This window comes from Streptomyces sp. NBC_00414 (assembly GCF_036038375.1).
Classification (GTDB): domain Bacteria; phylum Actinomycetota; class Actinomycetes; order Streptomycetales; family Streptomycetaceae; genus Streptomyces.
Genome location: NZ_CP107935.1, coordinates 85010 through 98883 on the forward strand (window position 1 = coordinate 85010; position 13874 = coordinate 98883).

Genomic DNA, 13874 nt, shown 5'->3' on the forward strand with positions numbered 1-13874 from the left:
TCAGCTTCCTCCGATGTGACGGGTGATGAGCTCCGCGAGCCGCGCGACCGGTTGCGGGGTGAGCATGTCCCGGTGCGCGCAGGGGATGTTGTGGTTGAGCACCCTCCCCGTCACGTGTTTCTGCCAGGACTCGGCGACGGCGGTTCCCTCACCCGCCGTGAAGAACAGGACGTCGCCCTCGATCCGGCCCGGCACGAACGTCCGTAGCACCGCGTTGTTGTGGACCGCGGCGCGGGCGATGCCCCGTTCCCGGCGCAGCATGCGGTCCCGTACGGCTGGTTCGAGACCCGCCAGGTAGCGGTTGAGCGCGTCCTCGTCGAGGCCGGCCCGCCGCATCTGCTCCGCCAGCAGGCTGTCCTCGTCGTGCCCCGGGTCGGGCAGCGAACCCGAGGGCACGCGTGAGTCGAGCATCACCAGCAGGTCGACCCGCTCCCCCAGCTCCTGCAGTCGCGCGGCCATGGCGTGGCAGACCACTCCGCCGAACGACCACCCGAGCAGGGAGTACGGCCCGGTGGGCTGCACCCGTCGGAGGGCCTCGACGTAGTCGTCGGCCATCTCCTCGATGGAGGCCGGAGCCCGGTCCGCCTCCGTGATCGCACGCGCCTGCAGCCCGAAGACGGGGAGTTCGGGGTCGAGGTGCGCGAGCAGCCGGGAGTAGACCCAGCTCAGGCCCATGACGGGGTGGACGCAGAACAGTGGCGGGCGGGTGCCTCCGCGGCGCAGCGGCAGCAGCACGTCGAAGTCGGTCTCGGGGGTGCTGCCGGACTCCGTGTGCTCGGCCATCAGGGCGACGGTGGGTGCCTCGAACACCTGGCGCACGGACAGGGTGACGCCGGTGGCCTCGCGGACGCGCGCCGCCAGGCGCGCGGCCAGCAGCGAGTGGCCGCCGAGGGCGAAGAAATCGTCGTCCACCCCCACCCGCGGCAGGCCGAGTACCTCCGCGAACAGGCCGCACAGCAGCTCCTCCACCGGCCCCCGGGGTGTCCCGCTGCCTGCGGCCCCCGCGAAGTCGGGCACCGGCAGCGCACGGCGGTCGACCTTGCCGTTCGGCGACAGCGGCACCGTGTCCAGTACCACCACGGTGGCCGGCACGAGGTGATCAGGCAGCCGGTCGCGCAGGAAGTCCCGCAGCAGGGCCGGCGCCGAGTCGGGGGTCAGCCCGGAGTCGGGCACGGGTATCGCGTAGGCGATCAACCGCCGTTCACCGAGCTGGTCCTCCCCGGCGGTCACGACCGCCTGCGCCACCAGGTCGTGCCCGGCCAGGACGGTCTCCACCTCGCCGGGTTCGACCCGGAAGCCACGGATCTTGACCTGGTCGTCCGTACGGCCGAGGAATTCCAGGTCGCCGTCGGGACGACGGCGCACGAGGTCACCGGTCCGGTACATCCGGCCGCCGAAGGGACATGCCACGAACCGGCCCGCGGTCAGCGCCGGACTGCCGAGGTAGCCCCGCGCGAGGCCGACACCGGCCAGATACAGCTCGCCCGGGACGCCTTGCGGTACCGGCCTAAGCCGGCCGTCCAGCACGTACACCCGCATGTTGTCGATCGGCTTCCCGATGGGCGGCGTCCGGGCGCCGTCCGAGGGGAGGCACTCCCGTGCCGTCACGTCGATCGACGCCTCGGTCGGGCCGTACAGGTTGTGCAGCGGTGCCGGAACACGGGCGAAGAAGTCGGCCTGGAGTCGGCCGGGCAGCGCCTCTCCGCTGCAGAACACCTGGCGCAGACCGGCACCGGCACCGGCGCCGCCCCGTTCCAGGAACGAGCGCAGCATGGACGGGACGAAATGCGCCACGGTCACGCGGTCACGCCGGATCGCCTCCGCGATGGCGACGGGATCCCGGTGCTCGTCGGGCCCGGCCAGTACCAGCGTGGCCCCGGCGGACAGGGTGCAGAAGAACTCCCAGACGGAGACGTCGAAATCGTACGGCGTCTTCTGCAGCACCCGGTCGCCTGCCGAGAACCCGTACCGATCCCGCATCCAGGCGAGCCGGTTGGCCACCCCGGCGTGCGGGACGACGACTCCCTTGGGGCGGCCGGTGGTCCCAGAGGTGTAGATGACGTAGGCCGGATTCCGGACGTCCAGGCGAGCCCGGCGTTCGGTGTCGAGCACGTTCGCGGACGAGTACCCGGCCAGGACGCCGGCCAGTTCCGGGAGGTCCAGCGCGATGCCGGTCGGCCCGAGGTCCCGCGGCGGGCCGGTCACCACGCAGACCGGCTCGGCGTCGGCGAGCATCAGCCGCACGCGCTCGGCCGGGAGGTCCGCGGCGATCGGCAGGTAGCCGGCGCCCGCTTTGAGGATCCCGAGCAGTGCCACGACCAGCTCGACCGAGCGGGGAAGCAGCAGGGCCACGAGCCGTTCCGGGCCGGCTCCGCGGTCGATCAGGTACCGGGCGAGGCGGTTGGCCCTGGCGTTCAGTTCGGCGTACGTCACCGAGTCGCCGTCGCACATCACCGCCGGCGCGTCCGGGGTGCGCGCGACCTGGTCCTCGAACAGGGCGGGCAGCGTGGCGGGCGCCCGGTCGAGGTCGGTGTCGTTGTCCTCGACGAGCAGTTGGTGCAGCTCCTCCGGGGTCAGCACGTCGACCTCCGCGAGCGGGCGGTCCGGATCGGTGGCCACGACGCTCAGGGTGCGGACGAGGCGCCGGGCGACCGCGTCGACGGCGTCGGGGCCGAAGGCGTCCGGGCGGTAGCCGAAGCGCAGGGTGAGGCGCCGTCCGGGGAGCACGAGCAGGCTCAGTGGGTAGTGGGAGGCGTCGCCGCCGTGGCCGCCGCCGTTCCGGACACGGAGTCCGGTGCCTGTTCCTGTGTCGTCGGCCGGTACGGGATAGTTCTCGAACACCACGAGGGTGTCGAAGAGGTCGCCCGTCCCCGTCGCCCGCTGGATCTCGCCCAGCTCCAGGTGCTGGTGGCCCAGCAGCGCGCTCTGCGCCTGCTGGAACCCGGTGAGTGCGGCGGCGACCGATTCGCCGGGCGTGAGCGTGACGCGTACCGGCACGGTGTTGATCAGCAGGCCGATCACGTGCTCGCTGCCGGGCAGCTCCGGTGGCCGCAGCGACACCGTCGTGCCGAACACGGCGTCGTCGGAGCCGGTCATCCGGCCGAGCAGGACGCCCCAGGCGAACTGGACGACGGAGTTGAGGGTGACGCCCCGGCTCCTGGCCAGTTCGGAGAGCCGGTCGGTCAGCTCCACCGGCAGTTCCACCTGGAGGGGGGCGGGCTCGGCGACGAGGTCCCGCGCCGCACCCCCGTGGGCCAGTCCGGTCGGACCGCCGACTCCGTCCAGCGCCTTCTCCCAAGCCTTCCGCGCCAGGTCCCGGTCCCGCCCCCGGAGCCATTCCAGGTAGGTCCGGTACGAGGGCACGCGCGGCAGCGCGCAGGGGTGCCCGTCCGCCTCCGCCCGGTACAGGGTCAGCAGCTCCCGGACGAGCAGGCCGATCGACCAGCCGTCGAGGAGCAGGTGGTGATAGGTCATCACGAGACGGACCTCGGCGGGCGATGTCCGCACCAGGGTGAAGCGCAGCAGCGGCGGACACGCCGGATCGAAGGGGACGGCGCGGTCCGCGGCGAGGATCCCGGCCCACTCACGCGCACGCTCGTCGTCGTCCCGCCCGGACAGGTCGGTCTCCTGCCAGGGCAGGGCGATCGTGGCGGGCACGACCTGGACCGGCGACGCGAGGCCGTCGTGGTGGAATCCGGCGGCGAGGTGCGGATGCCGCGCGAGCAGGACCTCCGCGGCCCTGTGCAGGGCCGTCGGCCGGACGTCGCCGGACAGGTCAAGGACCTGCTGGACCAGATACACGTCGGTGGAGCCGGAGGCGTAGCGCGCGTGGAACCAGAGCCCCTGCTGGAGCGGGGACAGCGCCAGTACGTCGGCGACACCCTCCGGGCGGCGCTCCCACTTCTCGATCATCCGCTGCGGGACGGGAACCATCAGGTCCGAGGGGGTCAGCCCGCCCGCGGTGAGGCCGGCGAGTTCGCGAAGGACGGCGAACCACGTGTCGGCGAGGCGGGCGATCTGTTCCTCCGTGAAGAGGTTGCCCGCCCACGACCAGTGCGCGGACAGCTCGGGGCCGTCCGTGCGGTCGTAGGTCACGGCGTTCAGATCGATGAAGTGGCGCAATGGGGTCTCTGCGCCGCCCGCGACCGGGATGAGGAAGAGTTCGGCGTCGGCGCCCCGCTCGCTGTCGTCCCCGGCGGTGGCGGCGAACCGCCCGAGGTAGTTGAAGCCGAACGGCGGACCGGGCCGGTCGGCCAGCACACCGGCCGTCTCCGGGTTGAGGTGGCGCAGCATGCCGTACCCGATGCCGTTGTCCGGGATCCTCCGCAGCTGTTCCTTGACCTGCTTGACGGCCTGCCGCAGGTCTCCGTCGCCGGGATCGAGCCGCACCGGGTACACGCTGGTGAACCAGCCCACGGTGTCGGACACGTCGACGTCGGGGCCGATCGCGGCGGACTCCCGGCCGTGTCCCTCCAGTTCGACCAGGACCGCCGAGCCGGCCCCGCCGAGCGTCTCCCGCCACCGTGCCACGGCCACCGCGAACGCGGTCAGCAGCACGTCGTTGACACCGCCGTTGAACAGCGACGGCACCGTCGACAGGACCGGTCCCGCCACGTCCGCGGGCAACGACACCCGCAGCGACCGCGCCGAGGACGAGGTGTCCACCGCCGGGTCGAGGGGCCGGACCGGGAGCGGGTCCGGGGTCTCGGTGATCTTGGTCCACAGAGGCAGTTCCGCGAGCCGCGGCCCGCTGGACGCCTGCTCGGCCAGCAGCTGGGACCAGCGCCGCCATGACGTGCCGCGGGTGGCACGCCGCCAGGTCCGGCCTTCGGCCGCCACGTCCCAGGCCGCGCGCAGGTCCGGCACCAGCACCCGCCAGGACACCCCGTCCACCACCAGGTGATGCAGCACCAGCAGCAGTCGGCCGGGACGAGTTCCCCGGTCGAACCAGACGGCCCGCAGCACGGCCCCGGAGCGGGGATCCAGACGCCCGACGGCGGCGGCACCGGCCCGTGCGATCTCCTCGTCGTCGTCCGCGCCGGACAGCTCGACCCGCTCGAAGCAGGCCGCCGCCGGGACCGAACCCGGGCCGGTGATCTGCACGGTGGATCCGGTCAGCCGCATCCGCAGCGCGTCGTGCTGGTCGAGCACCGACTGAAGGCCCGTCACCAGATCCCGCTCGGTGATGCCGGAGCGGCATCCCAGCAGCATCGCCTGGTGGATCGAGTCGACAGCGGACTCGCCGCTGGTCAGGAGCCAGTTCATGACCGGCGTCGGGGTCGCCTCTCCCACACCGTCGTCATCCGCCGGCAGGGGGCCGGGGGCCTCCGCCCGCACCGCCGCACTCGCCAGTCCCGCGACCGTGGGGTGTTCGAAGACGTCCCGCGCGGTGGCGGTCAGGCCCGCCTCCCGCATCCGCGACACCAGGCGCAGCACGGAGATCGAGTCGCCGCCGAGGTCGAAGAAGTCGTCCTCGGTACCGGCTTCGGCCACTCCGAGGACCGCCGCGAACAGCTCGCACAGGAGCTGCTCCGCCGGACCGCGCGCCGGACCGCCCCGGGCCTCGCGTGCCAGGACGCCGGGGGCGGGGAGCGCGTGCCGGTCGACCTTGCCGTGCGGGGTCAGGGGCAGCGCGTCCAGCACCACCACGGCGGCCGGGACCAGATGGTCCGGCAGCCGGTCACGCAGCCAGGCGCGGGAGGAGTCCGGCAGGCCGTCGGCGGGGTGGCCGACGGCGGGTACGACGTAGGCGACCAGGCGACGCGCCGTGTCGGGTGTGTCCTGCCGCGCGATCACGACGGAGTGGGCGACCGCGGGATGAGTCGACAGGGCGGACTCCACCTCGCCGGGCTCGATCCGGAAGCCCCTGACCTTCACCTGGTCGTCGGTGCGGCCGAGGAACTCCAGTTCGCCGTCGGCCCGCAGCCGGACCGCGTCGCCGGTCCGGTACATCCGGTCGCCCGGGCCGCCGAACGGGCACGCGACGAACCTGCCCGCCGTCAGCCCCGCGCGGTCCCGGTAGCCCCGGGCCACCCCGACGCCCGCGACGTACAGCTCCCCCGTCGTCCCGGGCGGCACCGGACGCAGCCAGCCGTCCAGGACGTACACCCGGGTGTTGTCGAGGGGCCTGCCGATGGGGACCAGCCCGTCCTGCGCGCCCAGCGGGCCGCTCGTCGTGGCGCACACGGTGATCTCGGTCGGGCCGTAGGCGTTCACCAGGTCGCGTCCCGCCGACCACTGGGCGGCCAGTCCGGTGGAGATCTCCTCGCCGCCGGCGACGAGGCACCGCAGCGCGGGCAGTCCGCCGGCCGGCAGGGTCGCCAGGACGGTCGGCGACAGCATCGCGTGCGTCACGCCCCGGTCGGTGAGGAACGCGGCGAGATCGTCGCCCGCCAGTCTCCGCTCCGGGATGACGAGGCACGCCCCCGCTCCCCAGGCCATCGCGAGCTCCAGCACCGACGCGTCGAAGCTCGGCGAGGCGAGGCGCGACACCCGGCTCGTCGTCCCCAGCGCGCACGACGCGCGAATCGCCTCGGCGAGGTTCGGCACTCCCGCGTGCGGCACCACGACGCCCTTGGGACGGCCGGTCGTGCCGGATGTGTAGATCATGTAGGCGGGGTGCGCGGCGGACAGCGTGCCGTGCCGCTCGGCGTCGGTGATGTCGGCGTCGGAGAACGCGAGCAGGGCGCGGCCCGCCTCCTCGCCGTCGACGGCGATCACCGGGCCGCCGATGCCGGCCGGCCCGCCCTCCAGGCCGAGGATCAGGGCCGGCCGGGCGTCGGCCAGCGTCCACCGGATCCGCTCCTCGGGGTAGTCCGGGTCGATCGGCAGGAAGGCCGCGCCCGCCTTGGCCACGGCCAGCTGCGCCTCGACCAGCCCGACCGAGTTGCGCATGACCAGCGCGACGAACCGCTCCGGTCCGGCCCCCTGGGTGATCAGGTACCGCGCCAGCCGGTTGGCCCGGGCGTTCAGTTCGCCGTAGCTCACCGCCACGCCGTCGGCGAGCACCGCGACCGCGTCCGGTGTGCGGGAGGCGTGCCGCTCGAAGAGCGCGGGCAGTGTCCTGGGCTCGCGTGGCCTGTCGGTGTCGTCGGCCTCGGTCAGCAGCCGGTGGCGTTCGTCGCCGGAGAGCAGGTCCAGGTCCGCCTGGCGTCGTTCCGGGGTGCGGACCGTCGTTTCCAGCAGCCGGACGAATCGTTCGGACAGGGCGGTGACCGCGGCGCGGCCGAGCACGTCGGGGTGGTGGCTGAAACGGAGGGTGAGTTCCCGGCCGGGCGTGACGACCAGGCTCAGCGGATAGTGCGAGGCGTCGCCGCCCCGGCCGCCGCGCCTCGCCAGCCGGAATTCCGGGCCGGCTTCCGCGGTCCGGGCATCGACGGGAAAGTTCTCGAACACCGTCAGGGTGTCGAACAGGTCTTCCGTTCCCGCCAGTCGCTGGATCTCGCCGAGGTCGAGGTGCTGGTGGCCCAGAAGGGCCGTCTGCTCCCGCTGCACACGGATCAGCAGGTCGCGGACGGACTCCGCGGGGCGCAGCCGCACCCGTAGCGGAACCGTGTTGATCATGAGGCCGATCATGCGGTCGCTGCCCGGCAGCTCCGGCGGGCGTACGGACACCGTCGTGCCGAAGACGACGTCGTCGTTGCCGGTGACGCCGCCGAGCAGGACCGCCCAGAGCCCCTGGACGACCGTGTTCAGGGTGATGCCCCACTCCCGCGCACGGGCGAGCAGTCGCCCGGTCAGCTCCGCGGTCAGGCGGATCTGCACGGCCTCCGGCACCGTCGCGACGTCCCGCGTCGGCAGTCCGGGCGCCAGCCGGGTCGGCCCCGGCAGTCCGGCCAGCGCCGTACGCCATGCCTCCCGCGCGAGGTCGCGGTCCTGTCGGTGCAGCCACTCCAGATAGGCGCGCAGCGGCGGGACGTACGGAAGGGCGGCGGTGTCCCCGTCGGAGTGGTAGAGGGCGAACAGTTCCTTCAGCAGGAGGGGTACCGACCAGCCGTCGAGCAGGATGTGGTGGTTGGTCACCACGAGCCGGACGTCACGGGCCGACAGGCGGATCAGTGTGAACCGCAGCAGGGGCGGACGCGTCGGTTCGAACCGGCGGCGCCAGTCCGCGTCCAGGATCGCCGTCAGCCGGTCCGCACGGTCCGGCTCGGGGAGCCCGGACAGGTCGAAGCTCTGCCACGGCACCCTGATGTCGGAGGGGATCACCTGCACCGGGGCGTCCAGGCCGTCGTGGAAGAAGCCCGCCGCGACGTGAGGGTGTCTGCGCAGCAGGGCGTGCGCGGCGGACCTGAGCCGCTCCTCCGCGACGTCGCCGTCCAGTTCGAGCACCTGCTGGATCACGTACACGTCACCGTCGGCCACGCCGGACTCGAACCCGTACCAGGCGTGGAACCACAGTCCGCGCTGCAGCGGGGAGAGAGGCAGGATGTCGGCGGGCTTGGCCATCACAGGTCCTTCCACACGTTCTCGATCAGGTCGATCTGTGCCTGGTCGAGCGGGACGATCAGATCCGACGGGGTGAGGCCGCCCGCGTCGGTACGACGGGCGTGGTCGACGAGGCCGGTCAGGGCGGTGAACCACAGCTCGGCCAGCTCGGCGGGGCGGCCGGCGGGGAAAAGGTTCCCGGCCCACGACCAGTGGGCCGTGAGCTCGGGGCCGTCCGGTCCGTCGTGGGTGACCGCGGTGAGGTCGATCAGGTGGTGCAGGGGTGTGGCCGGGGCGTTCGGGGCGCCGGCCGGGAAGAGGGCCGCCCCGCCGTCCGCGGCGGTGGCGAACCGGCCGAGGTAGTTGAAGCCGAGGAGCGGACCAGGTGCTTCGGCCAGCACGGGTGCGGTCTCCGGGTTCAGATGGCGCAGCAGGCCGTAGCCGATGCCGTTGTCCGGGATGTCGCGCAGCTGTTCCTTCACCCGCTTGACCGCGCGGTCCAGGTCCGTTCCCGAGCCGAGGTCGACGGCCCCGGGGTCGAGCCGTACCGGGTACATGCTGGTGAACCAGCCCACGGTGTCGGACACGTCCAGTCCGGTGCCGATCGCGTCGGCCTCACGGCCGTGTCCCTCCAACTCGACCAGCACGGCCGTGCCCGTGCCGCCGATCGACGCCCGCCACCGGGCCACCGCCACCGCGAACGCCGTCAGCAGCACGTCGTTCACGCCGCCGTGGAACAACGCCGGCACCTCGGAGAGCAGGGGGCGCGTCACCGCCGGGGGCAGCGACGCCGTCAGCGACCCCGCCGACGAGGTGTCGTCAACCGAGGGGTCCAGCGCACGCACCGGCCAGGGATCGGGCCGGTTCAGGATCGCCGACCAGCGCGGCAGCTCCGCGACCCGCTCCGGGCTCAGGGCCTGCTCGGACAGCAGCCGGGACCACCGCAGCCACGACGTGCCGCGTCCCTCCCGCCGCCAGGCGCGGCCCTCGGCCGCGGCTTCCCAGGCGGCGCGCAGGTCCGGCAGCAGCACCCGCCACGACACCCCGTCCACCACGAGGTGGTGCAGGACCAGCAGCACCCGGCCCCGGCCGAACCACACCGCCCGCACCATCGCTCCGGCCCGGGGGGCCAGCTTGTCCACCGCCGCCGCGGCCCCGCGCCGCACCGCCTCGTCCCGGGCCGCCCCGTCCGTCGCGGGCAGCTCGATCCGCTCGACGCAGGTCTCGGCGCGCACCGAGCCGGGCTCGGTGATCTCGACGGTCCGGGGCTCCGTCCCGCCGATCCGCATGCGCAGGGCGTCGTGCTGGTCCAGGACAGCCTGGAGGCCGGCCAGGAACGCGTGCTCGGAGATGTCCGCCGGGCAGTCCGTCAGCATTGCCTGGTTGGCCGAGTCGACCGCCGGGCCGCCACCCTCGAACAGCCATCGCATGATCGGTGTCGGCGGGGCGGTGCCCACGGCGTCGTCGGTGTCGTCCGTGCCCGCGACCTCGGCCGCCGCGGATGCCAGGGCCGCGACCGTCGGGTGCTCGAACACCTGGCGGACGCTCACCACGAGTCCCGCCGTCCGGATCCGGGTCACCAGGCGCAGTGCGGAGATGGAGTCGCCGCCCAGGTCGAAGAAGTTGTCCCCGACGCCGACCGCGGGCAGGGCGAGCACCTCGGCGAACACCGCGCACAGTGTCTCCTCGCGGGCGCCGCACGGTGCCCCGCCCTGACCGGAGGCGGCGGCGAAGTCCGGGGCGGGCAGCGCGCGTCGGTCGATCTTGCCGTGCGCGGTCAGGGGCAGCGCCTCCAGCACCACCACGGCGGCCGGGACCAGGTAGTCCGGGAGCCGCTCGCGCAGGAACCGGGTGACGGCCTCGGCGAGACCGTCACCGGCCCCGGCGGCGGGCACCACGTAGGCGACCAGGCGGTCGTCCCGCGCGATCACCGTCGCCGAGGTGAGCGCGTCGTGACCGTCCAGAGCCGCCTCGACCTCGCCCGGTTCGACCCGGAAGCCGCGGATCTTCACCTGGTCGTCGGCACGGTCGAGGAATTCGAGTACCCCGTCGCCGTTCCAGCGCACGACGTCGCCGGTCCGGTACATGCGCTCGCCGGGGTCCCCGAACGGGCAGGCGACGAAGCGGCCCGCGGTCGATCCGGGGTGTCCCAGGTACCCGCGCGCCACACCGGCGCCCGCCAGGTACAACTCGCCCGGAGTGCCGGGGGGCACCGGCGCGAGTCCGTCGTCGAGGACGTGGGCCCGCACTCCGGACAGCGGGGTGCCGACGGGGATCCGGTCGGGGACCTCGCCCGTCATCGGATGCCGGGTCGCGAAGGTGGTCGTCTCCGTCGGGCCGTACCCGTCGACCACCACCAGCCCCGGGCAGGCGGCCAGCACACGGCGGACGGCGGAGGCCGGGACCACCGCGCCGCCGGTCCAGACCTCCCGCAGTGCGGCGAAGCACTCCGGCGCCTCTTCGGCGAAGGCCTGGAACAGGCCGGCGGTCAGCCACATCGCGGTGACGCCGTGCCGGGCGGTCACCGACCGCACGGTGTCGGGATCGAGGTCGCCCTGCGTGAGGACCACGCATCCGCCGGAGAGCAGCGGGACCCACATCTCGTAGGTCGACGCGTCGAAGACGGACGGTGAGTGCGCCAGCACCCGCCGATGGGCCCCGGTGCGGAAGCACGACGCCAGCGCGAGGGCGGTCACATCGGCGTGCGTGACGACGACGCCCCTGGGGGTGCCGGTCGATCCGGAGGTGTACATCACGTAGGCGGGATGCGCCGGACGTGACGGGGCGAGCCGTTCCGTGTCGGTGACGTCGTCACCGGACCGTCCTCCGTCGCCGGCCTCCGTCACGGGGACGAACGGCAGGTCGACGGCCTCCCGCAGCACGGTGTCGCGGGGGGCGACGACGCAAACCGCCCGGGTGTCCCGCGTCATCAGCCGCACGCGGTCCGCGGGATAGTCCGGATCGACCGGCAGATGGCCCGCGCCCGTCTTGAGCACCGCGAGCACGGCCACGATCCGGTCCGCCGACCGCGGGAGCGCCACGCCGACGAAGCGCTCGGGACCGGCTCCCGACGTGATCAGCCGGCGTGCGAGCCGGTTGGCCCGCACGTTCACCTCGCGGTAGGTCAGCGACTCGTCGTCCCCGACGACGGCGACGGCGTCCGGGGTGAGAGCCGCCTGACGCTCGAACAGTGCCTGGACGGGCTCCGTCCGGGCGGCCTGCGCGTCGCCGGTCCCCCACACCGGCAGGGCACTGCGTTCCTCCGCGGACAGCAGGTCGATCACGCCGACGCGCAGGCCGGGTTCGGCCGTCGCCGCGTCGAGCAACCGGACCAGTCGACGGCCCAGGGCTTCCACGGTCTCCCGGTCGTAGAGATCGGTGCTGTACTCGACGTGCGCGGACATCCCGCCGGGGCCGCCGTCGGCGGACCGCAGTTCGCGCAGGCTGAAGGTGAGGTCGAAACGGGCCGTGCGCCCGGTGACGGCAAGCGGCTCCACCCTCAGGCCGGGCAGCGTCAGACCGGCACCGGCGTTGTTCTGAAGCACCAGCATGATCTGGAAGAGCGGATGGTGGGCCAGTGTCCGGTGCGGGTTCAGCGCGTCGACGAGGTGCTCGAACGGCACGTCCTGGTGCGCGTACGCGGACAGCGCGCGCTCGCGCACCCGGCTCAGGAGTTCGGCGAAGGTCGGGTTGCCGCCGGTGTCGGTGCGCAGCACCAGGGTGTTGACGAACAGGCCGACCAGTTCGTCCAGGTCCGCGTCGGTGCGGCCGGCCACCGGGGTGCCGACCGGGATGTCGGTGCCGGCGCCCAGCCGCGTCAGCAGCGCCGCGAGCGCGGCCTGGAGGACCATGAAGACGGTGGCGCCCGCGCCCCGCGCGGTGTCCACGATCCTGGCGTGCACCTGGGGGTCGATCTCGAACGCCAGCTCGCCGCCGCGGTGGGAGGCTACGGCGGGCCTCGGCCGGTCACCGGGAAGCCCCACCTGTTCGGGCAGTTCCCGCAGGGTCTCCCGCCAGTACGCGAGCTGGCCCGCGATCGCGCCGCCCGGATCGTCCAGGTCGCCCAGCAACTCCCGCTGCCACACCGCGTAGTCGGCGTACCTCACGGGCAGGGTCGGCCAGACCGGTGGCCGGCCGGCCACCCGTGCCGTGTAGGCCAGCCCCAGGTCGCGCAGCAGCGGTCCCATCGACCAGCCGTCGCTCGCGCTGTGGTGCAGGACCAGGACGAACACCCACTCGTCGGCGGTCCGCAGCAACTGGGCGCGCAGCGGCACCTCGGCCGACAGGTCGAAGCCGTGGCGGGCGGCGCGGGCCACCAGGTCGGGCACGTCCTGCGGCTCGACCGTGCTGACCGGCAGCGGAACGGCCCGGCGCGGGGGGAGGATCCGCTGTACGGCCTCCCCCCGCCTTTCCACGATCATCGTGCGCAGCGGCTCGTGCCGGTCCACCACGTCCGCGAGTGCGGTGCGCAGCGCGTCGGGGTCGAGCGCACCGCTCAGCCGCAGGACCACGGGCATGTTGTAGACGGGGTTCGGGCCGTCGAGCCGGTGCAGGAACCACAGTCGCCGTTGCGCGAAGGACACCGGCACCAGGTCGGCGCCCGCGACCGGACCCAGCGGGGGCCGGGAGGTCGCGGAGGCCTGCCTGAGCCGACGCGCCAGACCGGCGACGGTCGGTTCCTCGAACACGGACCGCACGGACAGTTCGACCCCCAGCGCCGCGCGGATCCGGGAGACCAGACGGGTCGCCAGCAGCGAGTGCCCGCCCAGGTCGAAGAAGCCGTCGTCCACTCCGACGTCCGCCAGCCCCAGCACCTCGGCGAAGAGTCCGCAGAGCACCTCCTCCTCGGGCGTGCGTGGCGCGCCACTGAGCGCGGCGGCGAAGTCGGGAGCGGGCAGCGCGGACTGGTCGACCTTGCCGTTGCGGGTCAGCGGCAGCCCGTCGAGCACCACCACGGCGGCCGGTACCAGGTAGTCGGGCAGCCGCTCCCGCAGGTACTCCCGCAGCACGGCGGGGTCGGCGCCCGCGGCAGCGTCGGCGGGCACCACGTACGCGACGAGCCGGGGGTCGCCCGGCCGGTCCTCACGGAGGACCACCGCGGTCTGCGACACGGTCTTGTGGGTGGACAGCACCGCCGCGACCTCGCCCGGCTCGATCCGGAAGCCGCGCACCTTGACCTGGTCGTCGGCGCGGCCGAGGAACTCCAGGTTCCCGTCCCGCCACCAGCGCACCACATCGCCCGTCCGGTACATCCGGCCGCCGAACGGGCAGGCCACGAACCGGCTCGCGGTCTGCGCGGGCCGCCCGAAGTATCCGCGGGCCAGGCCGGCGCCCGCGAGATACAGTTCACCGGCCACGCCGGGCGGCACCGGCCGCAGCCGGTCGTCGAGCACATACACCCGCATGTTGGCGAGGGGGGTCCCGATGGGAACCTGCCGGGCGTCCTC

Annotated in this window: 2 protein-coding genes (1 of these 2 cut by a window edge); both read right to left on the minus strand. The window is 73.6% G+C overall.

Going from position 1 to position 13874, the window contains the following annotated elements; all coding sequences use genetic code 11:
• The gene (locus tag OHS59_RS00490) at positions 1 to 8448 is read right to left on the minus strand and encodes a non-ribosomal peptide synthetase (protein ID WP_328491379.1); all 8448 of its coding nucleotides are present in this window, start codon (positions 8446 to 8448) and stop codon (positions 1 to 3) included.
• Positions 8448 to 13874 carry the 3' end of a non-ribosomal peptide synthase/polyketide synthase gene (locus OHS59_RS00495; RefSeq protein WP_328491380.1) on the minus strand. It continues 21846 nt past the right edge of the window, so 5427 of the gene's 27273 nt are visible here — the last part of the coding sequence; its start codon lies beyond the right edge, outside the window; its stop codon occupies positions 8448 to 8450. Before OHS59_RS00495 ends, OHS59_RS00490 begins: the two co-directional genes overlap by 1 nt.